The following is a 23,105-nucleotide window of genomic DNA, read 5'->3' as shown; positions in this document are numbered from 1 at the left end:
CTCGCGACAGGCTTTGGCGGCGCGGGTTACCCGCGCCGTCGCGTCACTCCCACATCTCCGGCGTGACACGCCCGGCGAAGCCGCAATCGATGACCCGCTCCTGCGGATTGCGGTCGACGATCAGCCGCAGCAGGTCGGGGCGCGAATAATGGCCGCCGATATCGCACAGCGCCTTGGCGGCGAGCACGGCCTCCCGCGATCCGTCCGCGATCAGGATGGTCTCGCCCTGCGCCGGACCCGCGATGACCTCGCCGCGCGGATCGATGATGACGCTGTCACCGCCGTACTCGATCGTCGAGAGTTCGCGGTAACGTTCCGGCGTGATTTCGTGCGAGCGCATGCCGCCGACCGCGATGACGTAGCAGCCGGCTTGCGAGGCGAACGCGCGCGACAGCAACAACTGCCGCGGCCAGAGCGGCGTCGGCGACGGTGGCGCCACCGCAGGCTCCCGCCCCGGCCACGCCGCGACGTGGATCTGCGTTCCCTGCGCGGCCAGCGCATAGCCGGGCAGCATCGTGTTGTGCTCCCAGCAATTGAGGCCGCTGATCCGGCCATAGGGCCGCTCATGCACGCGCAGGCCCGCCGCATCGCCATCGGCCCACACCGAGCGCTCGTTGAAGGTGGGCTTCAGCTTGCGATGGCGGCCGAGCAGCCGTCCCTCGCGGCCGATGAACAGCAGCGTGCAGTAGACCGTGCCCTTGGTCACGGCATCACGTTCGGCGACGCCGATCACGACATCCAGTCCCGCGGCCTCGGCGGCGGCGCAGAGCCGATCGGTCGTGGGCGAGGGAATCTCGACCGCGTTGTCGAGATATTCGGCCATCGCGCGAAACGTGCTCGGCCCGGTCGGCGCGTGACAGAAGAAGGGATAGCCGGGCAGCCAGGTCTCGCCGAAGGCGGCGATCGTCGCGCCCATGGCGCCGGCCTCGCCGATCAGGCGGCAGGCCTTCTCCAGCGAGGCGTCGCGATCGAATGGCACCGCGGCGGCCTGGACCGCCGCGAGCCTGAAATGCGTGTCGGATGTCATGGCTGTGCCGCGTCAGTCGACGCCCTTGCGGACAGCGTCGAGCGCGCCCGCAAGCAGCTCCAGCGCCTTGACGCGCCGCCGTCGCGCCAGACGCGCCTCGCCGACCTTGCGCTCGTGCTCGCCGGCGATGAAGGCCTGGATGTCCGGCAGCGGACGAATGACGCCACGGCTGCCCCACTGGCCGTCGGGGATCTCGGTCGGAAACACCCATACCTGCGGCGCCACATCGTCGAACGAACCGCCGGCGGCGCGCACCACCGCGTCGGTGACGTCCTTCACCAAGGCCGCGCGCGAGGCTTCGGTGTACTGCCCTTCGGGGACCGTCGGGACGATGCGAAATCGTGGCGATGGCGATGGCTGGCCCGCCACATAAACGGCGGCCGGCCGATGCAGGAACACAACGGTGACGCCTTGCGCAACCTTGTTCGCCGGATCGAACCCCTCGTGGCCGATCAGGATATCGCCGAGCTCCTTGATGAGCCGCGCTTCCGCGTCCGGCTTCAGGGCTCCTTCGGGAATTGTCACGTCGATCATCGGCATTGAGGCGACCTCCTGTTGTTGACAGGACGAGGTCTATGCGCGGCGTGCTCCCTGCAGCAGTGGCAGTATCGCCATTCTCAGGGCAAATTCGGACACGGCCTTCTCAGCTAGCGGGGGCCCTGCGCACGAACCGACGCTGGTATTCGCGGGGCGAAAGCCCGGTTTCGCGCTTGAACAGACGACGGAAGGTCGACAGATCGTTGTAGCCGACGCGCCCGCTGACCGCGTCGAGCTTCAGCCGCGTGGTTTCGATCAGGCGCTTGGCGACATCCACCCGCAGCGCCTGCAGATATTGCAAGGGCGCCTCGCCGACCGCCAGCTTGAAGCGTCGGTTCAGGGTGCGCTCGCTGACCGAAAGGTCGCGGGCCAGCCTGGCAAGGCTGAAGCCCCGTTGCAGCGACTTCTCCATCAGGCTCTGCGCCCGCGCCACCAGCGCGTCGGAGTGCTGCGTGTCGGACGTGCGGCTGACATAGGACGCCTGCGAGATGCGATTGCTGTCGATCAGCATCAGCTTGCCGGTCTCGGCGGCGACATCGGCACCGGCGAACTTCTCGACCAGCCGAAGCGCGAGATTGAGCGAGGTGGTCACCGCGCCCGAGCAGACAATCCGGTTCTGCTCGGTGAGGATCTCGGCAACGCGCAGATCGACCGCCGGATAGCGCATCGCGAATGTCCGTCCCTTCGCCCAATGGGTGGTCGCAACCCTGCCGTCGAGCAGGCCGGCCTCGGCGAGAATGAAGCTGCCGGTGCAATAGGACGCGAGCAGGGTGCCGCGCTCATGCTGCCGCCGCAGCGCCGCGAGCAGCGGCTCGACGGTATCGAGCCGCGCGAAGAAACGTTCGATATCGCCGACGAACGGTCCCGGGATCACCACCGCGTCTGCCGAAGACCGCGCGCCGATCGGTCCATCGACGCCGATGACCTGGCCTGACGCCGTCTGGACCGGCCGGCCATTCAATGATTCGACGCGCCACCGCAGCTGTGAAGGCATGTCGCTGCGACGTCGCGGCCGCCGCGCCGTCACCGAATTGGCGGCGGTGAACACGTCGACAATCCCCGCCACGCCCGAAGCGAGGATACCGTCATAGACCCAGATCCGGATGAGTGGCATGGCCCGTGTCCGATTTTGCACATTATGGCGCAATTCTGCCATTGCATGGACGACCGGACAAGCCGGCGAGGGCGACGGGCGCCGAATGTGCCGCGCTGTGTGGCTGCCCGACGGGCAACTCAGCAAAACCTGTCAACTCGGACAAGCCATGTCGCGAGAATGCGGGCGTATGACTCACAAACCGTGCCGCGCACTCACTGTCGTCCCGGCGAAGGCCGGGGGGACCCATAACCACCGATGCGAATTGTCATGCGCGATTGCAACGACGAGTCCCGCCTGCAACATCCGCCGCGGCGTATGGGTCCCGGCCTTCGCCGGGACGACAGATGTATATGCGGGCCGGTCGCCGTGCGCCCCACTCACATCGCCCGCGCAAATCTGCGAAAGCCCGGCGCGCCGGTCAGCGCTTCGAAGGCGGCGTCGCGCTTCTCTTCGGCGATGGCGAAGCCGGCCCTGGCGTAGCAGCGTTCGGCGGCGTCGTTGCCGATCAGGAACGAGATCGATGCCTGCGTGTAACCGGCCGCCTTGCCGTCGGCGAGTGCGCGGCGGATCAAGTCCTGCACCAGGCCGCCGCTGCGATGGGACGCTTGTCGGGCGACATGCTCGATCAGCCAGTCGCCCTCGCCGCCTTGCACCCAGCAGTTACGGGCATAGCCGCCGCGCGCGACGATGGCATCGGCATCCATGCCGGTTTCTGCTGCGACTTCCTCGATCGCCGCACGTGCCGCGACCACGGTTCCGGATGCCGGCATCGCGCACAGCGCGGCGGCCGGCACGCCATCGACTTCAGCGACCAGGAAATGGGCGACGTGATACCATGACCGCACCCGCGCCACCGCGAGTCGCGTCATGAACGCCAGGCATTCCGCCTCGCCCCGGTCGAGCGCGATGTCGAACCAGCCGCGCGGCAACGGGCCGCGCTGCGCGGCCAGGACGATGCGGGCGATGAAGCCGGCGTCGTCGGATCGTGCGGGACGGATCGAGGATCGTCCCGCGCCGATCATCTCAGGTGTTCTTCAGCGCGACGCGGAATTCGGCCTCGGTCTTGGCCTTGACCTCGTCGAGCGTGACGCCGTCGGCAAGCTCGATCAGCGCCATGCCGTCCTTGCCGTGCTTGTCGATGGTGAACACCGCCAAATCCGTGACGACCATGTCGACCACGCGCTCGCCGGTCAGCGGCAGGTTGCACTGCTTGAGCAGCTTCGGGCCGTCCTTGGCGGAATGCTCCATCACGACCACGACGCGCTTGACGCCGGCGACGAGGTCCATGGCGCCGCCCATGCCCTTCACCATCTTGCCGGGGATCATCCAGTTGGCGAGGTCGCCGTTCTGCGCCACCTGCATAGCGCCGAGGATCGACAGATCGATATGGCCGCCGCGCACCATGCCGAAGGAATCAGCCGACGAGAAATAGCTGGTCGAGGGCAGTTCGCTCACGGTCTGCTTGCCGGCGTTGATCAGGTCCGCGTCGACCTCGTCCTCATAGGGGAACGGGCCCATGCCGAGCATGCCGTTCTCGCTCTGCAGGCTGACGTCGATGCCGTCGGGGATGTAGTTCGAGACCAGCGTCGGGATGCCGATGCCGAGATTGACGTAATAGCCGTCGCGCAATTCCTTGGCGGCGCGGGCGGCCATCTGTTCACGGGTCCAGGCCATGTGGCTCTCCTGAAGAAATGGGTTTTAGGCGGCGGGCCGCGGACGGGTGTTGCGGAACTCGATCCGCTTCTTGCCGGTCCCGACTTCGACGATGCGTTTGACGAAGATGCCGGGGGTGTGGATGTGGTCCGGATCGATCTCGCCGGCCGGCACCAGGTGCTCGACCTCGGCGACGGTGACCTTCGCGGCGGTCGCCATCATCGGGTTAAAGTTGCGCGCGGTCTTGCGGTAGACCAGGTTGCCGGCGGTATCGCCCTTCCAGGCATGGACGATGGCGACGTCGGCGAACAGGCCGCGCTCCATGATGTACTTCTCGCCGTCGAATTCCTTCACTTCCTTGCCCTCGGCGATCAGCGTGCCGACGCCGGTCTTGGTGTAGAAGGCCGGGATTCCGGCGCCGCCGGCGCGGATGCGCTCGGCCAACGTGCCCTGCGGGTTGAACTCGAGCTCGAGCTCGCCGGCGAGGTATTGCTGGGCGAACAGCTTGTTCTCGCCGACATAGGACGAGATCATCTTCTTGATCTGGCGGGTCTCCAGCAGCCGGCTGAGGCCGATGCCGTCGACGCCGGCATTGTTGGAGACGACGGTGAGGCCCTTGACGCCGGACTCGCGGATCGCGTCGGACAGGGTCTCGGCGATGCCGCAGAGGCCGAAGCCGCCCGACATGATCATCATGCCGTCCTTGAGGAGACCATCGAGTGCCGATTTGGCGTCGGGATAAACTTTGTTCATGCAGCGGATACCTGATGGAGGGCGCGGAACGGCTGTGGCAAAGCGGATTATTAGGCGAAATCTTCGCAATGCGTCAATCACGGCCCGGTGGGGCGACGGGCGGCGGCCCGCGGCAGCAACATGGCCTTGAAAGCGACAAGAAAACCCTTCAAGTTGCGTGGGTTGGCAGGGGCCTCCGGCGAGAGCCCGCTGTGTTCGACGACGACCCGACAAAATTCAACCCGACCCGGATATGTCATTGACGATGGCCCAAGGAATTAAGCGCCTGGGGATGCCGATCGCGGCGCTTTTCGGCCTGGCGCTGGTCGGGCTGGTCGGAACGTCGTGGTTCCTCAACCGGGACGCGCTGCAGCGCGCGGTGGAGGCGCAGATCCGCGCCGTGACCGGGCTCGAGCTCGTCGTCAACGGCCCGATCGACGTCTCGGTTTTTCCGGGCAGCTACGTCTCCTTTCATAATGTCGGGCTGAAGGGCGCCGATACCATCGGTCCCGCCCTCCAGGTCGACGTGCTGACCGCCAATCTGCGCCTGCTGCCGCTGTTGCTGCGGCGGTTCGAGATTGCCGACGTCATGATGCTCCGTCCGCATATCCATGTGGTCCGCGACGGCGCCGGCGAGAGCAACTGGACGCCGTTCGTCGAGACCATCGCCAAGGCGATGACGCCCGGCGCCGAGAACCAGGTGTCGTTCTCCGAAATCCGGATCCAGGACGGCGAGCTGAACTACCAGGATGGCACCAACAACATCTCCGAACAGCTCGGCGATATCGACCTGTCGCTGGCCTGGCCCTCGATCTCGCGTTCCTTTGCCGCAACTGGCCAGTTCGACTGGCGCGGCGAACGCGTCGACGGCTCGATCAGCGCCAGCGACTTCGTCGCGCTGTTGTCGGGCGACCGCTCCGGCCTGAAGGCACGGCTCGCCAGCGCGCCGCTGAAGGTTGCTTTCGACGGAACCGTCGCCAACCGCACCAGCCTGATGATGGAAGGCGTCGCCACCATGGACTCACCGTCGCTGCGCAACGCGTTGCGCTGGATGGGCCAGGCCCCGCCCGGCGGCGGTGGCGGCTTCGGCCGCTTCGCGCTGAAGGCTCGCGCCAATGTGGTCGGCGGCTCGGTCGCGCTCACCAATGTCAATGTCGAGCTCGACGGCAACGTCGCCGAGGGCGTGATGACCTACGCCAATAACGGCCGGCAGACGCTGCAGGCGACGCTTGCCGCCGGCAATCTCGATTTCACGCCTTACATCTCGACGTTCCGCCTGCTGGCCAGCGGCCAGCGCGACTGGAACAGGCAGCTGTTCGACCTGTCCTCGCTGTCGTCGACCGATCTCGACATGCGCCTGTCGGCGGCCAAGGTGACGGTCGGCCCGTCCAAGCTCGGCCGCACCGCATTCGGCGCCAATCTGCGCGGCGGCGCGCTGGCGCTCAGCGTCGGCGAGGCGCAGATGTATGGCGGCATCGCCAAGGGCTCGTTCGCGATCGCGCGCTCGGATGCTGTCGCCGACGTCAGGGCGCAATTCCAGTTCACCGATGTCGATTTGCAGGCCTGCGCCAGCGAATTGTTCGGCATCAACAAGCTGTCCGGCCGCGGCAATCTCAACGTCTCTCTGACGGCCTCGGGCTCGAGCCCGTTCGGGCTCGCGTCGTCGCTCGACGGTACCGCGACGCTGAACGGGCATGACGGCGCGATCGCGGGCTTCAATGTCGAGCAGCTGTTGAAGCGGCTGGAGAAGCGGCCGCTGTCCGGCGGCGGCAATTTCCGCTCCGGCTCGACGCCCTACGACAATCTCAGCATCTCGGTGAAATTCGCCGACGGCGTCGCGACCGCCGACGACATTCATGTCGAAAGCCCCACGGCGAAGATCACGCTGACCGGCACGGCCTCGGTGCCGTCGCGCGAATACGATCTCAAGGGCGTCGCCAGCCTGACCTCGGCATCGGCTGGCGGCAACGGTTTCGATCTGCCCTTCGTGATCCAGGGGCCGTGGGACGATCCGCTGATCTTCCCCGATCCGGAAAGCCTGATCCGCCGCTCGCCGGCCTCCGCCCCGCTGCTCGATGCGGTGAAGGATCGCAAGACCCGCGACGCGGTGCGCTCGGTGATCGAGCGCTTCACCGGCGGCGCCGCGCGGCCCGCGGTGGCGCCCGATGCCGCGGCAGGCGCGCCCGGCGGCGCACCGGCGGCGTCGGCCGAGAATGCGAAGTCGAACTGATCGAATCCATTCACTTTGCGCATCAATGCACCGGGACCGATCCACGCGCTCGCCGCAAACCCCTACGCAAGTCGGCGGCGCGACATCTTTATCGGGTCACGGGCATGCGCTAGTGTTTTCTCCAACCGGTTAAAAAGCCGGCCTCATGAGGGAGAACAACGTGAGATCCAAGGTTATCGGTGCGCTATCAATTGCGGTCGCCGCGGTCGGCCTGTTCGCCGCAACTGCACCCGCTCTGGCCCAGGGCAAGACGATCACCGTCTGGTGGGGCAAGGGATTTTACAAATCCGAAGACGACGCGCTGCTCGAGACGATCAAGAAATTCGAAGCCAAGACCGGCATCAAGGTCGAACTGTCGCAATACGCGATCCAGGACATGATTCCGAAGACGGTCGCCGCGCTCGATTCCGGTACCGTGCCCGACGTCGCCTATTCCGACTCCTACGACGTGCAGGCGCAGGGCAAATGGGCCTATGAGGGCAAGCTCGAGGATCTCTCCGACATCCTGCTGCCTATGAAGGACGCGTTCGCGCCGAACACGCTGGAGACGGCGCTGCTCTACAATGACGTCGCCAAGAAGAAGGCCTATTACGGCTTCCCGCTGAAGCAGCAGAGCATGCACGTCCAGATCTGGGGCGACATGCTCGAGAAGGCCGGCTTCAAGGCCGCCGACATCCCGACCAAGTGGGAGGATTACTGGTCGTTCTGGTGCGACAAGGTGCAGCCGGCGGTCCGCAAGGCGACCGGCCAGCGCATCTACGGCGTCGGCCAGCCGATGGGCGTGGAATCCACCGACTCGTTCCAGTCGTTCTACACCTTCATGGACGCCTATCACGTCAAGCTGGTCGACGACGACGGCAAGCTCTTGGTCGACGATCCCAAGGTGCGCGACGGGTTGATTCACGCGCTGAAGGACTACACCGACACCTACATCAAGGCCTGCTCGCCGCCCTCCTCCACGACCTGGAAGGATCCGGACAACAACGTCGCCTTCCACAACAAGACGATCGTGATGACCCACAACTTCACGATCTCGATCGCGGCGAAGTGGTTCGAGGATTCCACCAACCCGGCGCTGACCGACGCGCAGCGCGCCGCCGGCAAGCAGGCCTATGAGCAGGACATCATCACCGCGTCCTTCCCGAAGGCGCCGGACGGATCGACGATCCGCTACCGCTCCGACGTCAAGACCGGGTTGATCTTCGCCAACGCCAGGAACAAGGCGGAAGGCAAGCAGTTCATCGCATTCCTGCTACAGGAAGAGAATGTCCGCCCCTACATCGAGGGCGCGCTCGGCCGCTGGTTCCCGGTGACCAAGGCAAGCCAGGCGAGCCCGTTCTGGCAGGCTGACCGGCATCGCAAGGCGGTCTACAATCAGTTCACCGGCGGCACAGCGCCGTTCGACTTTACCAAGAACTGGAAGTTCACCATCCTGAACAACGAGAACGTCTGGGCCAAGGCCATGAACCGCGTCGTCAGCGAGAAGGTGCCGGTGGACAAGGCCGTCGACGAACTGATCGCCCGCATCAAGCAGGTCGCGGGGTAACATCAACGATGATGGTCGCCGCGAGCGTATGCTTTGTCGTCCCTGCGAAAGCAGGGACCCATACGCCGCGGCGGTCGTCTTGAAAGAAGCCGGTCGACGGCTTTCGTGCAATAACGAAAGCCGGTGGTTATGGGTCCCTGCTCCGTGCGCAACTGCGCACTAGGCAGGGACGACAGGGTAGGCGTAGGCGCAAGCGGTAGCTTGCTCAAAGAGTAACCGAATGGCGATCACACTCTCCGCATCCGATGTCCCCTCGCCGCCGTTGTCGGCGCGGCTGTCGCCGCCGCAGGTCTGGGGCATCGTGCTGCTCGCGCCCTATCTGCTCGTCTTCCTCGCCTTCGTGGTCTATCCGGTCGGCTACGGCCTGTGGCTGGCGCGCCATCCGGCGAGCTATGTCGCGCTCTATCACGACCCGATCTTCGCGCGCGCGGCGATCAACACGCTGATCTTCCTGGTCATCGGCATCAACATCAAGATGCTGATCGCATTGTTCCTGTCCGGCTTCTTCGCCCAGCAGCGGCCGTGGATCAGGTGGCTGTCCGTCATCTTCATCCTGCCCTGGGCGGTACCCTCGATCCCGACCATCCTGTCGGTTCGCTTCATGCTCAACCCGGAATGGGGCGTGGTCAACCAGTTGATCTTCAAGTTCACCGGCGACGACGGCCCGAACTGGCTGAACGATCCCTCGGTCGCGCTGGCGATGGCGATCGGCGTGCACATCTGGAAGTCGCTGCCGTTCTGGACGCTGATCCTGCTGACCGGCCGGCTCGCCATCTCGCACGACCTGTACGAGGCCTCCGACGTCGACGGCGCCAATTGGTGGCAGAAATTCCGCTACATCACCTGGCCGTCGATGCAGACGCTCTACGTCACCTGCACGCTGCTCTCGATGATCTGGACGCTCGGCGACTTCAACAGCGTCTATTTGCTCACCGGCGGCGGCCCCGCCGACCTCACCCACGTGCTGTCGACCCTCGGCATCCGCTATCTGCGCCTCGACCAGCTCTCGCTGGCAATGGCCTCGATCGTCTGCGCGATGCCGTTCGTGCTGCCGCTGGTCTATTTCATGATGAAACGGTTGTCGCGATGAAGCTGCCCACCCTCCGCGAAGTCGGCACCGAAGCCAAGCTGCTGCTGATCGGCATCCCGGTCTTCATCTGGACCATGATCCCGATCTACCACATGTTCGTGTTCGCGATCTCGCCGAAGGAGGACGCGTTCTCCGGCAAGCTGTGGCCGACGCATCCGACGCTGCACAATTTCGAGATCGTGTTCAATCAGCAGCACTACTTCCTGCGCGACTTCTGGATCCAGTTCTGGAATTCGACCGTGATTGCGCTCGCGGTCGGCGCGCTGACGCTGTTCGTGGCCACCGCCGCCGCGTTCTCGATCTCGCGGCTGCGCGTGCCGGGCGGCCGCGCCGTCATGAACATGGCGCTGTTCACCTATTTCATCCCGGCCGCGTTCCTCGCCGTGCCGATGTACCGCACCATGGGCAATTACGGCCTGCTCAACAATCACTGGTCGCTGATTCTCGCGATGGTGACGATCGCCGCGCCCTACGCGATCTGGGTCCTGAAGCAGGCCTCCGACAAGCTGCCGGTCGAGCTGGATGAAGCCGCGACGATGGACGGCGCCACCACGCTGCAGCTGTTCCGCCTGGTCTATGTGCCGCTGATGATGCCCTCGCTGGTCGCGGTCGGCACCTATGCGATCCTGCTCGCGTGGAACGAATATCTCTACGCGTTCCTGCTGCTGTCGAAGGACACCGACATCACGCTGCCGGTCGCGCTCGGCAACTTCCTCGCCGCCGACGATTCGCCATGGGAGCTGTTGATGACCACCGGCTTCATCTACGCGCTGCCGCCGGCCGCAGTCTATTACGCCTTCAAGCGCTACATGGTTGGCGGGCTGACGGCAGGCGCCGTCAAGTCGTGACGGGCTTCATAGCGGCGCGGCGCTCTCGCCGCGCGCGCTCGACAGTTTCGAGGCGAACGAGGCGACCACGATGATCGCGGCGATCAGCGCGATCACCAGCGTGCAGATCGCGTTGATCTCGGGTTTCACGCCGAGCCGGACCTCGGAATAGATCCGGATCGGCAGCGTCGCCGAGCCCGGGCCGGTGGTGAAGCTCGCGATCACGACGTCGTCGAGCGACAGCGTGAACGCCAGCATCCAGCCGGCGACGATCGCCGGCACGATCAGCGGCAGCGTCACCAGGAGGAACGCCCGCACCGGATCGCAGCCGAGGTCCATCGCGGCCTCCTCCAGGCTGCGGTCGAGCGTGGAGAGGCGCGACTGCACCACGACCGTGACGAAGCACATCGTCAGCGTGGTGTGGGCGATCGTCACCGTCCAGAACCCGCGCTCGGCATTGAGCGCCACGAACAGGAGCAGCAGCGACAGGCCGGAGATCACCTCCGGCATCACCAGCGGCGAATACAGCATGCCGGAGAACAGCGCCCGCCCCCGGAACCGCTCGCCGCGCGCCAGCCCGACCGCTGCCAGCGTGCCCAGCAGTGTCGCCAGCGTGGCCGACACCGCGGCGACCGACAGGCTCATCCACGCCGCCTCCAGCATGGCGCGATCGCCAAAGAACTCGCGGTACCAGCGCAGCGACCAGCCGCCCCACACCGTCACCAGCCGCGAGGCGTTGAACGAGTAGATCACGAGGATGACGATCGGCAGGTAGAGGAACGCCAGCCCGAGCGCCAGCGACGTCATGTTGAAGCGGGTGAGCCTGGTGACGGTGCGCGCCATCAGCGGCCCGCCTCCAGCTGACGCCGTTGCAGGCGGTCGTAGAGCACGAGCGGCGGCACCAGCAGCAGCAACAAGGCGACCGCGGCGGCCGATGCGACCGGCCAATCCTTGTTGGTGAAGAACTCGAGCCACAGCGTCTGTCCGATCATCAGCGAGTTGGAGCCCGCGAGCAGGTCGGGGATCACGAACTCGCCGACAACAGGGATGAAGCAGAGCAGCGCGCCGGCGCCGACGCCGGGCAGCGACAGCGGGAACGTCACCAGCCAGAACGCCTGCAGCGGCGAGGCGCCGAGATCGCCCGCGGCCTCCAGCAGCGACGCGTCCATCCTGGAGAGCGTCGCATAGAGCGGCAGGATCATGAACGGCAGATAGGAATACACGATGCCGAGATACATCGCGCTGTCGGTCGACAGCCAGACCACCGGCGCGGACACGATATGCAGCGCCAGCAGCATCTGGTTGAGCAGACCGTCATGCTGCAGGATGTTGATCCAGGCATAGATGCGGATCAGGAACGAGGTCCAGAACGGCACGATGACCAGCATCATCGCCACGCCCTGCCAGCGCTGCGGCAGCCGTGCCATGCCGTAGGCGATGGGATAACCGATCAGGAGCAGGATCAGCGTCGAGCTCACCGCGACGACGAGGCTGCGCAGATAGGACAGGATGTAGAGATTGTCCTGCAGCAGCAGGCGGAAATTGTCGAACGACAATTGCGCGAACGCCGCGGCCAGCGCGGCCCGGCCCGCGGTGAAATCGAACACCGGCGTATAGGGCGGCTGCGCGATCGCGGTCTGCGACAGGCTGATCTTCAGCACGAAGCCGAACGGCACCAGGAAGAACAGCACCATCCACAGATAGGGCGCGATCGCGGCGAGCCGCGCCGGCCGGGCGAAGATGCGGCGCGCACTCATTGCTCGAGCACCAGGCAATCGTCGGCCGTGAACCATGCCACCACGCGCTGGCCGGCCAGATAGGCATCGACATCGAGCCGCGCGGTGTTGGCCATCGACGAGCGCACCACCGCGCCCGTCTCCAGCTTCACCCGGTAGCTCGTCACGCCGCCGAGATAGTTGACGTCGGTGACGACGCCCTCCAGCCGGTTGATCGCCTGCGACGCGCCCCCATCCGTTGCCGGCGCGCGGCGCGACAGCTTCACCTTCTCGGGGCGGATCGCGACGGCAACGACCTGCCTGGTCACCGGCGGCCACAGTTCGCTGACCGCGAGGGTGCCTGCATCAGCCGTCGCGACCGTCAGGCGCCCGTTCTCGCGGGCCGTGACCTCGCCGTTGAACAGATTGATGTCGCCGACGAACTCGGCGATCCAGCGCGAGGCTGGCGCCTCGTAGAGATTGCGCGGGGTTGCGACCTGAACCAGACGGCCGGCATCCATCACGCCGATGCGGCCGGCCATCGTCATCGCCTCCTCCTGATCGTGGGTGACGATGATGAAGGTCATGCCGAGCCGGCGCTGCAGCTCCATCAGCTCTCCTTGCGTGCTCTCGCGCAGCTTCTTGTCGAGCGCCGCGAGCGGCTCGTCGAGCAGCAGCACCTGCGGGCGCCGCGCCAGCGAGCGCGCCAGTGCGACGCGCTGCCGCTGTCCGCCGGAGAGCTGGTCGGGCTTGCGCTTCTCCATCCCCTCGAGCTTGACGAGCGCCACCATCTCGGCCACGCGACCCGCGATGTCGCCGCGCGCCATGCCGGCGCGCTTCAGCCCGAAGGCGATGTTGTCGCGCACCGACAGATGCGGGAACAGCGCGTAGTTCTGGAACATCATGTTGACGGGCCGCTCATGCGGCAGCACCTGCGCGATGTCGCTGCCGCCGAGCAGGATGCGGCCCTCATCCGGCGTCTCGAAGCCCGCGAGCATGCGCAGCAGCGTGGTCTTGCCGCAACCGCTCGGGCCGAGCAGCGCGAAGAATTCGCCGGCGCGGATATCGAGCGAGAGCTTGTCGACCGCGCGAAAATTGCCGAACGACTTGGCGACACCCTCGATCCGCAGCAGCGGCATGTCCGAGACGGCCGGTTCAGGCAACGGCCTTGCCGCCTCCGCACTCGCTTCGCCCGATGTCACGTCCGTCAGCCCCGATTCCCCGTAAGGTCCGATTCTGGCGGCAAGCTAGCGGTGGATCGCCACCGGCTCAACCGCCTCACGGACATCTCCCGCAATATTGTCGGCGTCCGCGCCTCTGCTAGACTTCGCAGCCAAATCCGGGAGGGCAACCGATGATTCACGACCGCTACGGCCTGCCGCTGACGACGACCTCGGACCGCGCCGCCGCCTATTATGTCGACGGCGTCGTCGCATGCTGGCGGCGCTGCACGGCGCCGATGCGGCGTTCGAGGCGGCGATCGCCGAGGACCCCGATTTCGCGTTGGCCCATATCGGCCGTGCCCGCGTGCACCAGCTCAACATGGAAGGCGCCAAGGCCCGCGCCAAGGCGGCCGATGCACGGCAGCTGGCCACGGCCGCAAGCCCGCGCGAGCGCCAGCACATCGAGATCATGGCGTCCGTGATCGAGAGCCAGCCCAAGAAGGCGGTGACAGAAGCCGAACGGCATCTCACAGAATATCCGCGCGATGCGCAGGTGCTGTCGCTGTTGCTCGGCGCCTTCGGCCTCTATGCGTTCTCCGGCCGGCCCGATCATGACGCCGCGCGGCTCGCGATCTGCGAACGGTACGTCAGGGACTATGGCGACGATTGGTGGTTCCTCACCTATCTCGGCTGGTCGAAGACCGAGGCCGGCGATGTCGTGTCCGGCCGTGCCATCACCGAGCGCGGCTATGCGGCGAAGCCGGAGAACGCCGGTGCCGCACACGCCGTCGCGCATGCGCTGTTCGAACAGGGCGACGCGGCGGAAGGCCGCAGCTTCCTCTCCGCCTGGCTGCCGGCGAATGATCGCACCAGCTTCCTGCAGGGCCATCTCGCCTGGCACCTCGCTTTGATCGCGATCGAGGAGGGCGACGCCGACAGCGCGCTCGAGATTTACGAGCAGCACATCAAGCCGGCGGGCCGGCCCTATCCGCCGCTCAATATCTTCACCGACACGGCCTCGCTGCTGTGGCGGCTGACGGTTGCCGGCAAGGCCGGCCTCGAGCAGCACTGGAAGGATGTCGCCGCCTATGGCGACGGCTACTTCCCGAAGGCCGGCGCGCATTTCGCCGACGTGCACCACGCGCTGGTCGCAGCCACGACGAACAACGACGCGCTCGAGGCGCGGCTGGTCGAGATGGCCGCGCGCGACGCCGACGGCAGGCTGGCGCCCGGCCCTGCGGCGATCGGGCTCGGCCGCGGGATCGCGGCGTTCGCCGCCGGCGATCACCACGACGCCGTGCGCATCCTTGCGCCGCTGATGCCCGAGCTGGTGCGGATCGGCGGCAGCCATGCGCAACGCGAATTGTGGGAAGACACCTTCATCGTCGCATGCCTGCGCGCCGGCCAGGGCCGGCAGGCAACGAGCCTGATCTCGGAGCGGCTGCATCGCCGTCCGTCGCGGCGTGACCTCGCCTGGTCGCTGGAGGCGGCCCGGCAATAGAAGCTGTTGCGGTTGGTGACTGTGTCGTCGCCTGTTCCCGGATTTCGCGGCGCCTGTCATCGGGCGCGCATTCGCGCGACTCGTTGGCTCCATCCGGGCTGCGCAGTCGTGCCGGCCGGAAACTCTTCTCCTTCCCCCGAAGGGGAAGTGAAACGGGGTACGCTAGAGCGTTTTCGAGCGAAGTGGACACCGGTTCGCGTGAAGAAAACGCGTCAAAACAAGAATCTACAGCTTCGGTTCTGATTCAATCAGAACCGAAAATGCTCTAATGGACGGCTTAACGGGTATTTTCCATCGGTCGGGCACCTGCTCACCGCGCGTTTCGCGTGGAAACCTTGATCAAGATCAAACGCGCGCCGAGGCCTTCCGCAATTCTACGACCATGACGAAGCTGCCGAAATGGCCCACCTGCGCGACGTGCCATAAGCCCCTGACCTTCCATCCAAAGGGGAGCCGCGGGCCGCATGTCTCGCTTGCATTGCGGGGAGAAGCAGCCCGAGACCGATGGCGCTTCCGACGAAAAGACGGCGCCACGCTGAGTGACGAGGTCTCCATACCCGCGACTGGCCCGAACACGCCACCGCGCGGGCCGGTAGATGGCCCCAGCAGCCAGCCTCCCAAGGCCCCCAAGGTTGCTGGGGCCGCTAGCGGCGCGGCTTGCGTTCCTCATCTATTCCAATTTCACCATACGTTCTCATTGGAAATGGTGATGCTGGCTTGTTTCTTCGCCAGTGGCCTGGTTTGATTTACCAGGTGGCCTGTTTTGATTTTGAGGCCCATAAGAGCGGATGGAGTCGCACAATCGAACCTGCCGCTGCGGAGCTGTTTACAGCCGCACCGAGTCCATCGCTCCGGCTCGAGAGATCAGCAGCTTTGAATGCTTCCTCTGCGGGTCAACGCTGGAAACATGGAACTCAGCTTGGGTGCCAACATACAAGTTTTTGGCCGGTCCGGTGCGACCGGCCGATAAGTGAAGCTGGCGTTCTCCGTAAGTGGTATTTGGTCCGAATACTTTTGTGGCAAGATAGTTCTTGGCTCCGGTTAGCGTGAGGGGATGAGCCATTGGCAGACTTTATGTTGAGGGCGAATATCGCCCACTTCAAAGAACTTCCGGCAATTGAAACGGACGCGGTGAAGATCGCGATGCTGCGCAGGCTTCGGTCCCCCCTGGTTCGCGGCGTACCGTCATTTCACGGTGCAACTTTCTCGCGAAATTGACTCGCTGCTCTCACGAAACCGGAGCACGATGGAACCCGGACGATAGCTAGTAGGGATTACGTCCATGGACCCGTTTATTGCGCGTGCAAACATTGATCATTGTTTGGACCTGCTCAAAGCCAGCGACACTCCGGACAGCACCAAAGCGACCGTTACAAAGGTCCTGATCGAAGAAGAGAGAAAGCTAGGCCACGAGCGGGAGCAGCTTGAGTTCGCCGAAAGCAGAGCGATGGCGTGCCGCGAGCGCGCAGAACGCCAGCGGCGGTTGACGGATTCATTCGAGCCTGGATCGTTGCAGCGCAGACAGGCTGAAAGCCTGCTGATCAGTTTCGAGTGGCTGGCGAAGTTTATCGAAGGTGCCTGTGTCCAGATGCGCCGTAAAGCGGACGGCGGTCTGCTTTAGAACGTTAGACGCCGTCTCAGTTCGCGCCCTCTTTCATGGACTCACCTTAGCTTTTGACGCGCACATGCATTGTGCGTTCTGCTTTCCGCAAAAAACAGGGGCAGATAATCTTCCTAAAGCATGATCCGGAAAAGTGCGAAGCGGTTTTCCGAAAAGATCATGCTCAAACAAAGAGCTAAAGCGCGATGACGATTCAACCTAATCACATCGCGCTTTAGTGCCGCAAGAGCGAGAGCTACCCGGCTTCCGACACGATATAAACCGCCCGAGATCGGCCCCAGACAAATGAAAAGGGGCCGCTCGCATCGCACGGCCCCTCTACCGGAAATCTGAAAATTGCTTCGGAATGAAATCTAGCCCCGGCTTGAAAACCCTAGTTTCTTTCGCAAGCGCAGCAATTCCGTAAAACTACCTACCTTGACCAGCGCCTTCCAACGTGAGTTCGAGGCGGCAAGCACTCCGCTATTACTTGTCGAGCCTGGCCCCGGCCTGCACATTGTAGAAGCTAACAAGATCTACGCCGCCGCCACCATGATCGATGCGAGCAAGGTCGCCGGCGAGAAGATGTTCGATATATTCCCCGACAACCCTAACGACGCGGCGGCCGATGGAGTGGCGAACCTGTTCGAGTCGCTGAATGTTGTTGCTACGACTGGTCAGTCGCACGCCATGAGAATCCAGCGCTACGACGTGCGCGACGCGAATGGCGTCTTTGTGAAACGCTACTGGCAACCCGTCAACAGCCCAGTGCTAGACGATAGCGGCAAGATCGCCTTCTTGCTCCATCAGGTCATCGATGTAACTGAGCGGCACGTCAAGAAATCAGCAGCCTGAACTCTCGGTCTTGGCCTTCGACGGGATTTTTGATCGCCCTCAAATTGGAAACTTAATTCGATGCAATCATTGCATCATGGAATGGCAGCTCATAGCAACGGCTCCATTTGGATGCGACCTGGAGTTAGCGGTGATCGACAGCACCGGGATCCACCTGCTTGTGTTTCCCTGTCGTCGTGTTCAACTGGGCTGGGTGAAGTCGGCGAGTGGCGAGGCAATCAATGTGCATCCGACCCACTGGCGTGCGTGGATCGAACCGTCTCGCCGCCGGTGATCGTCGATTGCCGGTTCGCCTCGCTACAGGTTTCAAGACGCTCTTCGCCGGTGCGGCCCGTTAGCGCGAAGCCGTAACCCCTCACTCAGTTGATGGCTTGGTACACCGGATGCGTTGAGCCACGCATCGGCCGGCCGCCAATAATGCTGATGACGACATTCGGGACAGTCGACAGGTACGGCGACGTCCGGCAGGCTTTCGAAGACGACCATATCTGTACGCAAGCCGGTCGAAATCGTTCTTTGCGTATTGGGACACCGTGTCATTATGCTCGCCGAAGCCAACTTCAACCGCCTTCTGTCCTTACAGAACGTGAGCGCGCTCCGTTCGGTTCGACGATAGAGCGCACCCAGCGTTTGCTTCACGCAGCTGCCTTGACTTCGATCTTCCTCGGCTGCGCCGCTGCAGGTTTGGCCACTGTCACCTTGAGCACGCCATTCTTGAGCGATGCTTTGATGCTATCGGCGTTGACGCCTGGCGGAAGTTGAACAGAGCGATAGAACGAACCATAGCTACGCTCCATGCGGAAATAGTTCTTATCTTTCTCTTCCTTCTCCGCTTTCTTCTCGCCTTTGATAGTCAGCACATCGTCTGCCAAGTTGACCTGAACGTCCTTTTGTTCGAGACCCGGCAACTCGGCGGTAATTTCGATGTCCCGATCAGTCTCTGCGATATCCATGTTCGGAGCGAGACCCGACGACGTCTTGAAGTCCAGCGATGGCAAGCCTCGCGTGAAACTGTCGAAGACCCGGTCAATCTCACGTTGGAGCGAGCCCAGGAAATCTGCGCTTGGACGGGCACCAGCGGGCTTCTGCTGAGTCACTGGAACTGGCAATGGTGCTGCCATTTGTTTCTCCTATTTGTTTGCGACGCCTCTTTCGAGGAAGCTTCAAATGGAACACCGATAGCCCGGCAGCTAACATTGACATCGATCAATGCAGAGAAACCGATCGGCAATTTCTGTCTTCGGTCGCAGCTTGATTGCCGCCCTTCATATTTTGATGCCGGTCAAGGCGACGCCAAAGCGCTGTGGAATTCTTGTCATTTCTAACAGGCGAGGTGTCGTGATGAGGTGCGTTGTTACGCTAAAGGACGGCGGTGCGATGGAACGGGCCATGAGCGCGTTGGCGAAATACAAGTATACGGCCGGAGGCGAGCCCGTTGCGCCGGAAGGACACCCCCGAGAGTGGAAAGAATGGCTGCTGGAAATTGATGCGGCGGAATTTGCTGCAATCAACGACCATGTGGATGATGGAGATGTCGTTGACGTCAGGCCCATCAGCGAACCTGATCGTTTCGCTCCAGCTCCATCACTTGCTGAAGTCTTGTAGAATTATTTGCATCTCGGTTCTGTACGTAATGTGCCGATGGAGATCAAAGCGGGCCCCAAGCCCCTTTCGATGCGACGCAGCGCCGCGCATTCAATATTTGAAACCGAAATCATTCGAGCTTGGATACCCATCACCTAATGGCCCGCCGTTCTCAGCCCGATGCGGGTCAAACTCGCAAGTATCCCCACCCGCTTTGCTCTGGCGAGCAAGGCGACCTCCCCTTTGCAAGGGGAGGTTTGAGAATTGCGCTCAATCGGCCTTCGCCATAAACGCCGCGAGCGCATCGCGATCGGCTTGCGGCATGGTCAGCCCGAGCTTGGAGCGGCGCCACAGCACATCGTCGGGAAAGCGCGCCCATTCCCTGCGCATGAGGTAGCGCACCTCGGCGCCGGTCAGTTCGGGACCGAAGGCCGGGCCGAGATCGGCCGTCTCCCTGGCGTCGCCCAGAACATCCCTGGCGTTCAACCCATAGGCGGCCACCAGCCGCCGCGCCTGCGCCTCGCCGAGGAAGCGCCAGCGGTCGCGGGCGATCTCGACCTCGGTCTCGAAGCGCTGCCAGGCGAATTCACCGCCCGGCAGCGGCACTGTCGCGGTCCAGCGCGGCGTCATCGGATAGAACCGCGTGAACTCCGACACCGCCCGCTCGGCGCGGCGCCGCGCGGTGGTGACGTCGCCGCCGAAGATCGTGAGCAGCGGCGCCTTGCCGCGCCCGACATCGAGCAGCGCTGCGCCATCGCTCTTGTGCCGGCGCGCGGGCGCGACCACGGAATTGGCGCCGCAGACTGTTCGCAACACGTCGACTAGAGCGATCTGCTCGCGAAAATAGCGATTGGCCGCGTCGCAGAGATAGGCCACCTCGCGCACATCCATCGCAACAACCGCCGGATCGCCCTTGAAGGGATGACTGACGCTGCCGATCAGGGTGAAGTCGCGCTCGTAGGGACTGGCGAAGATCAGCCGGCCGTCAGGGTTCTGAAACACATAGACGTTATCGCAGTCGAACAGGCGGCGCACCACGATCTGGCTGATCTGCACGGTCGCGAGCTGAGGTGCGGGCACGCGCAGCACGGTGTCGGCGACCGAGGCGGTCCACGCACCGGTCGCGTTGACCAGCGCCCGCGCCGTGATCACCCGCCGATAGCCTCGGTCGATCACGATTAGCCGCCAGGTTTCACTGCGCTCGGCCCGGGTCACGCGCGCGCCGGTGCGGATATCGGCGCCGCGCGCCGCGGCGTCGACGGCGGTGAGCACGACGAGCCGGGAATCGTCGACGACGCAGTCGGAATATTCGAACGCGGTTCCGAACGGCCGCTTCAGCGCATTGCCGACCGGATGGTGGGTGACATCGAGCGTCGCCGAGCGCGGCAGACCGCTGCGCGAAGCCAGCGGCTCGTAGAGCAGCAGCAACGACCGCAGCTGCCACGGCGGCCGCTCCTCGGCATGAACAGGGATCACGAAGCGCACCGGCCGCACCAGATGCGGCGCGATGCGCAGCAAAACGTCGCGTTCCCTCAGCGCCCTGCGGACGCGGAAGAACTCCCGCCGTTCCAGCCCGGCCAGATCGCCATGGACCAGCCGCGGCGAGGCCTGCGACGCACCGGAGCCGAGATCGCCCTGCTCCAGCAGGATCACGCGCAGGCCGCGACCGGCCGCATCACGCGCAATGCTCGTGCCGTTCAGGCCACCGCCGATGATCGCGACGTCATAGTCCGCCATGCGCAACGCCTATCGCATTTCAATGCGAACGGAATGCGTATTCGCACCCAAATTGCGTCAGGGCGTGGCGCCGAACCACATGATGCCTGGGGGAAGCGGTCTCACGGCACACCCCACCTCTCCCGCTTGCGGGGCGAGCGTCGTTTGCAGGATTTCGGAATATTGGAATAATGCCCCTGAGTTGCCCGACGTGTCAAGTCGCCTGCTCGAACGCCGGCCGCCACCGGCTCCTTTGCATGGGGTTGTTTTCGATATTTTGGCAGCGCTCCTCCTGCGGCGGGCCCCGCAAGCGGGCGAGGCACACCGTTTTCGCGACGGCTATCTATCGGACTCCATCACGTGCTAGTCCGCACCGGCCGCGGCGAAGAAGCCTTCCGGTCCATCGACCTCGATCAGCTTCTTGCCCTCGATCACCCAGAACCGGTTGGCCACGGTCCGTACGAACTGGCGGTCGTGCGACACCAGGAGGCAGCTGGCCTGCCGTTCCATCAATTCGTCCTCCAGCGCCTCCTGCCCCTCGATGTCGAGGTGGTTGGTCGGCTCGTCGAGCAGATAGAAGTTCGGCTGGGTGAGCCGCAGCACCAGCATGCCGAGACGAGCCTTCTGCCCGCCCGACAGCCGCCCGATCGGTCGGCCCTGCATCTCGATCGAGAGCCCGGCGCCGGCGAGCAGGCCGCGCGCCCGCTGATCGCCGACCTCGAAGCGCCGCGTCAGCATGCGCATCGGCGTATCGCTATCGGCGAGATCGGCCAGTGCCTGGTCGCAATAGCCAAGCACCAATGACTCGGTGGCCCGGATCTCGGCCGGTGCCGTTCCGGCATCCTCGATCGCCAGCCGCAGCGCCGCGACGAAGCGCGTCTTGCCGGCGCCATTCGGCCCGAGCAGCGCAATCCGGTCGCCCTTGCAGATGAACTGCTGCCCGGTCCTGAACAACAGCCTGCCGTCGGGCGTGGCGATCCCGGCGTTGTTCAGCCTGATCAGAACCTTGGCATGGGTGTCGCGGTTGGCGAGCCGGATCGCTCCGGCCGAACGTTCCAGATGCGCGGGCTTCGCCGTCTCCTCCAGTCTCTCGGCGCGCCGCTTCAATTGCCTGGTCTTCGACAGCAGAAGGTCGCTGCCGGAATTGATGCCGACGTTGTTGAGCTTCGCGGCCTGCTGCCGGAGCTGCCGCACGGTCTTCATGTCGCGCTGATAGCGCCGCTCGTCCGAGGCATCGAATTCGTCGACCGCGGCGCGCGCCGCGGTATAGGGCAGCGAGAACAGCTGCGACCGCTCCGGGCGCAGGAACAGCGTCCGGTTGGTCGTTGCATCGAGAAAGGCGCGATCGTGGCTTGCGATCACCACCGGCATCTCGCGCGGCAGCGCGTTCAGCCAGGCCTCAAGCCGGCCGATCTTGGCGAGATCGAGATGGTTGGTCGGCTCGTCGAGCAACAGCACATCGGGCTCGGTCACCAGCACGCGGGCGAGCACCGCAAGCCGCAGCCAGCCGCCGCTCAGCTGCTTCAGCGGTCTCGTCCACAGTTCCTCCGGAACTTCGAGCGATTGCAGGGCGACGTCGACCCGCCAGCCCTCGCTGGCCCGCTGCTCGCCGGGAAGCGCCTCAAGCACGGCGGCATGGAACGGCGTATCCAGCAGTTTCGGCGGCGCATCCTGCTCGACATGGCCGATGGTGAGCCCGCGCGCGCGGGTGATGTCGCCTTCGTTGGGCTCCATCGCATCTGCGATACAGCGCAGCAGCGTGGACTTGCCGCGGCCGTTGGCGGCCACCAACCCGATGCGGTCGCCGGCATTGACGACAAAATTCAGTTCGGAAAACAGCGGCGCGTTCAGCGTCACGCCGAGATTGCGGACATTGATGAGGGTCACGATCATTCTCTGGTCTTGCCGGCAATCACGACAGTCCCGGGCATGCCAGCATGCCCTTGGGCATCCAGCCATCGGATGGGCGTGTCGAAGCGCGGCGAGGGATTGATATGCGGGCGCGAACGCTCAAGCGTTCGACGCCGCACGGCCACGAAGGGCAGACCAGGAAGAGATGTTGCGCGAGTTTCCGGTCAGCCCTGCAAACGCATCTGCAGGGCGTTGACGGGGCCACGCTTGAGGTGGGGATCGGTGTATCTCGCCACGACGCGGCCCTCCTTTCTCGGCTGAAATGATGTGGTGGGTCGAGATGTAGCCGGGCGTGCAACGGATGGCAAGCACAGCCGGCCGG

At 64.4% G+C, this 23,105-nt stretch carries 20 protein-coding genes; 8 read left to right on the top strand and 12 right to left on the bottom strand.

Going from position 1 to position 23,105, the window contains the following annotated elements; genetic code table 11:
• Positions 1–43: 43 nt before the first annotated feature.
• From JEY66_RS07230 to JEY66_RS07205, 6 genes are all read right to left on the bottom strand, one after another.
• On the bottom strand, positions 44–1,027 hold the full coding sequence (locus JEY66_RS07230; protein ID WP_018268724.1) for a carbon-nitrogen hydrolase family protein: 984 nt from the start codon (positions 1,025–1,027) through the stop codon (positions 44–46).
• Between the two features lie 12 nt (positions 1,028–1,039).
• Complete coding sequence (locus JEY66_RS07225) at positions 1,040–1,567, bottom strand: tautomerase family protein (RefSeq protein WP_016842313.1); 528 nt, start codon at positions 1,565–1,567, stop codon at positions 1,040–1,042.
• Positions 1,568–1,670: 103 nt separating this feature from the next.
• Positions 1,671–2,678, bottom strand: a complete 1,008-nt coding sequence (locus JEY66_RS07220; RefSeq protein ID WP_016842312.1) for a GlxA family transcriptional regulator — start codon at positions 2,676–2,678, stop codon at positions 1,671–1,673.
• A gap of 359 nt (positions 2,679–3,037) precedes the next feature.
• Positions 3,038–3,682: a hypothetical protein gene (locus tag JEY66_RS07215; protein ID WP_016842311.1), complete on the bottom strand. Its 645-nt coding sequence runs from the start codon at positions 3,680–3,682 to the stop codon at positions 3,038–3,040.
• Between the two features lies 1 nt (position 3,683).
• Positions 3,684–4,334 (bottom strand): 3-oxoacid CoA-transferase subunit B, encoded by a 651-nt coding sequence (locus JEY66_RS07210; RefSeq protein WP_018268725.1) that lies wholly within the window; start codon positions 4,332–4,334, stop codon positions 3,684–3,686.
• Between the two features lie 24 nt (positions 4,335–4,358).
• Positions 4,359–5,066 carry a CoA transferase subunit A gene (locus JEY66_RS07205; protein WP_016842309.1) on the bottom strand — a complete coding sequence of 236 codons (708 nt, stop codon included), beginning with the start codon at positions 5,064–5,066 and terminating at the stop codon, positions 4,359–4,361.
• 244 nt (positions 5,067–5,310) lie between these two features.
• Between JEY66_RS07205 and JEY66_RS07200 the strand changes: the two genes are divergently transcribed.
• The 4 genes from JEY66_RS07200 (at position 5,311) to JEY66_RS07185 (ending at position 10,759) form a co-directional block, all read left to right on the top strand.
• On the top strand, positions 5,311–7,275 hold the full coding sequence (locus JEY66_RS07200; RefSeq protein WP_026191795.1) for an AsmA family protein: 1,965 nt from the start codon (positions 5,311–5,313) through the stop codon (positions 7,273–7,275).
• 160 nt (positions 7,276–7,435) lie between these two features.
• Positions 7,436–8,821, top strand: a complete 1,386-nt coding sequence (locus JEY66_RS07195) for an ABC transporter substrate-binding protein (RefSeq protein WP_026191796.1) — start codon at positions 7,436–7,438, stop codon at positions 8,819–8,821.
• 220 nt (positions 8,822–9,041) lie between these two features.
• Entirely contained in the window at positions 9,042–9,911 is an 870-nt protein-coding gene (locus JEY66_RS07190) for a carbohydrate ABC transporter permease (RefSeq protein ID WP_026191797.1), read from the top strand.
• Positions 9,908–10,759 carry a carbohydrate ABC transporter permease gene (locus tag JEY66_RS07185; RefSeq protein ID WP_016843362.1) on the top strand — a complete coding sequence of 284 codons (852 nt, stop codon included), beginning with the start codon at positions 9,908–9,910 and terminating at the stop codon, positions 10,757–10,759. The genes JEY66_RS07190 and JEY66_RS07185 overlap by 4 nt, the downstream gene beginning before the upstream one ends.
• Positions 10,760–10,765: 6 nt before the next feature.
• Here the strand turns inward: JEY66_RS07185 and JEY66_RS07180 are convergent, their stop codons facing one another.
• The 3 genes from JEY66_RS07180 to JEY66_RS07170 are packed head-to-tail and all read right to left on the bottom strand — an operon-like array spanning position 10,766 to position 13,664.
• Positions 10,766–11,581 carry an ABC transporter permease gene (locus JEY66_RS07180; RefSeq protein ID WP_016843361.1) on the bottom strand — a complete coding sequence of 272 codons (816 nt, stop codon included), beginning with the start codon at positions 11,579–11,581 and terminating at the stop codon, positions 10,766–10,768.
• Positions 11,581–12,495: an ABC transporter permease gene (locus tag JEY66_RS07175; protein ID WP_016843360.1), complete on the bottom strand. Its 915-nt coding sequence runs from the start codon at positions 12,493–12,495 to the stop codon at positions 11,581–11,583. Before JEY66_RS07175 ends, JEY66_RS07180 begins: the two co-directional genes overlap by 1 nt.
• Positions 12,492–13,664: an ABC transporter ATP-binding protein gene (locus JEY66_RS07170; protein WP_026191798.1), complete on the bottom strand. Its 1,173-nt coding sequence runs from the start codon at positions 13,662–13,664 to the stop codon at positions 12,492–12,494. The genes JEY66_RS07175 and JEY66_RS07170 overlap by 4 nt, the downstream gene beginning before the upstream one ends.
• 223 nt (positions 13,665–13,887) lie before the next feature.
• Here JEY66_RS07170 and JEY66_RS07165 point away from each other — a divergent pair, with 223 nt between their 5' ends.
• The 3 genes from JEY66_RS07165 (at position 13,888) to JEY66_RS07155 (ending at position 17,572) form a co-directional block, all read left to right on the top strand.
• Entirely contained in the window at positions 13,888–15,117 is a 1,230-nt protein-coding gene (locus JEY66_RS07165) for a tetratricopeptide repeat protein (protein ID WP_016843358.1), read from the top strand.
• Between the two features lie 1,282 nt (positions 15,118–16,399).
• Positions 16,400–16,738: a hypothetical protein gene (locus JEY66_RS07160; RefSeq protein WP_018268730.1), complete on the top strand. Its 339-nt coding sequence runs from the start codon at positions 16,400–16,402 to the stop codon at positions 16,736–16,738.
• A 417-nt stretch (positions 16,739–17,155) separates the two neighbouring features.
• Complete coding sequence (locus JEY66_RS07155) at positions 17,156–17,572, top strand: PAS domain-containing protein (protein ID WP_016843356.1); 417 nt, start codon at positions 17,156–17,158, stop codon at positions 17,570–17,572.
• A gap of 635 nt (positions 17,573–18,207) precedes the next feature.
• On the opposite strand, the gene JEY66_RS07145 is transcribed toward JEY66_RS07155, so the two are convergent.
• The gene (locus tag JEY66_RS07145) at positions 18,208–18,693 is read right to left on the bottom strand and encodes an Hsp20/alpha crystallin family protein (protein WP_026191799.1); all 486 of its coding nucleotides are present in this window, start codon (positions 18,691–18,693) and stop codon (positions 18,208–18,210) included.
• A gap of 88 nt (positions 18,694–18,781) precedes the next feature.
• Here JEY66_RS07145 and JEY66_RS07140 point away from each other — a divergent pair, with 88 nt between their 5' ends.
• On the top strand, positions 18,782–19,177 hold the full coding sequence (locus tag JEY66_RS07140) for a hypothetical protein (protein ID WP_016843354.1): 396 nt from the start codon (positions 18,782–18,784) through the stop codon (positions 19,175–19,177).
• 249 nt (positions 19,178–19,426) lie between these two features.
• Here JEY66_RS07140 and JEY66_RS07135 read toward each other — a convergent pair whose 3' ends face one another.
• Both JEY66_RS07135 and JEY66_RS07130 read right to left on the bottom strand, forming a co-directional pair.
• Positions 19,427–20,893 carry a glycerol-3-phosphate dehydrogenase gene (locus JEY66_RS07135; RefSeq protein WP_018268733.1) on the bottom strand — a complete coding sequence of 489 codons (1,467 nt, stop codon included), beginning with the start codon at positions 20,891–20,893 and terminating at the stop codon, positions 19,427–19,429.
• A 342-nt stretch (positions 20,894–21,235) separates the two neighbouring features.
• Entirely contained in the window at positions 21,236–22,765 is a 1,530-nt protein-coding gene (locus tag JEY66_RS07130; protein ID WP_018268734.1) for an ABC-F family ATP-binding cassette domain-containing protein, read from the bottom strand.
• Positions 22,766–23,105 lie beyond the last annotated feature (340 nt).

It is taken from the genome of Bradyrhizobium elkanii USDA 76 (genome assembly GCF_023278185.1).
GTDB lineage: Bacteria > Pseudomonadota > Alphaproteobacteria > Rhizobiales > Xanthobacteraceae > Bradyrhizobium > Bradyrhizobium elkanii.
Note: the sequence above shows the minus strand (reverse complement) of the source record. Positions and strands in the feature narration are given on the sequence as shown.

Coding starts and splice junctions, on each gene's coding strand:
- JEY66_RS07230 (WP_018268724.1), bottom strand. CDS start 1,027: ATGACATCCGACACGCATTTCAGGCTCGCGGCGGTCCAGGCCGCCGCG.
- JEY66_RS07225 (WP_016842313.1), bottom strand. CDS start 1,567: ATGCCGATGATCGACGTGACAATTCCCGAAGGAGCCCTGAAGCCGGAC.
- JEY66_RS07220 (WP_016842312.1), bottom strand. CDS start 2,678: ATGCCACTCATCCGGATCTGGGTCTATGACGGTATCCTCGCTTCGGGC.
- JEY66_RS07215 (WP_016842311.1), bottom strand. CDS start 3,682: ATGATCGGCGCGGGACGATCCTCGATCCGTCCCGCACGATCCGACGAC.
- JEY66_RS07210 (WP_018268725.1), bottom strand. CDS start 4,334: ATGGCCTGGACCCGTGAACAGATGGCCGCCCGCGCCGCCAAGGAATTG.
- JEY66_RS07205 (WP_016842309.1), bottom strand. CDS start 5,066: ATGAACAAAGTTTATCCCGACGCCAAATCGGCACTCGATGGTCTCCTC.
- JEY66_RS07200 (WP_026191795.1), top strand. CDS start 5,311: ATGGCCCAAGGAATTAAGCGCCTGGGGATGCCGATCGCGGCGCTTTTC.
- JEY66_RS07190 (WP_026191797.1), top strand. CDS start 9,042: ATGGCGATCACACTCTCCGCATCCGATGTCCCCTCGCCGCCGTTGTCG.
- JEY66_RS07185 (WP_016843362.1), top strand. CDS start 9,908: ATGAAGCTGCCCACCCTCCGCGAAGTCGGCACCGAAGCCAAGCTGCTG.
- JEY66_RS07180 (WP_016843361.1), bottom strand. CDS start 11,581: ATGGCGCGCACCGTCACCAGGCTCACCCGCTTCAACATGACGTCGCTG.
- JEY66_RS07175 (WP_016843360.1), bottom strand. CDS start 12,495: ATGAGTGCGCGCCGCATCTTCGCCCGGCCGGCGCGGCTCGCCGCGATC.
- JEY66_RS07165 (WP_016843358.1), top strand. CDS start 13,888: ATGCTGGCGGCGCTGCACGGCGCCGATGCGGCGTTCGAGGCGGCGATC.
- JEY66_RS07160 (WP_018268730.1), top strand. CDS start 16,400: ATGGACCCGTTTATTGCGCGTGCAAACATTGATCATTGTTTGGACCTG.
- JEY66_RS07145 (WP_026191799.1), bottom strand. CDS start 18,693: ATGGCAGCACCATTGCCAGTTCCAGTGACTCAGCAGAAGCCCGCTGGT.
- JEY66_RS07140 (WP_016843354.1), top strand. CDS start 18,782: ATGCAGAGAAACCGATCGGCAATTTCTGTCTTCGGTCGCAGCTTGATT.
- JEY66_RS07135 (WP_018268733.1), bottom strand. CDS start 20,893: ATGGCGGACTATGACGTCGCGATCATCGGCGGTGGCCTGAACGGCACG.
- JEY66_RS07130 (WP_018268734.1), bottom strand. CDS start 22,765: ATGATCGTGACCCTCATCAATGTCCGCAATCTCGGCGTGACGCTGAAC.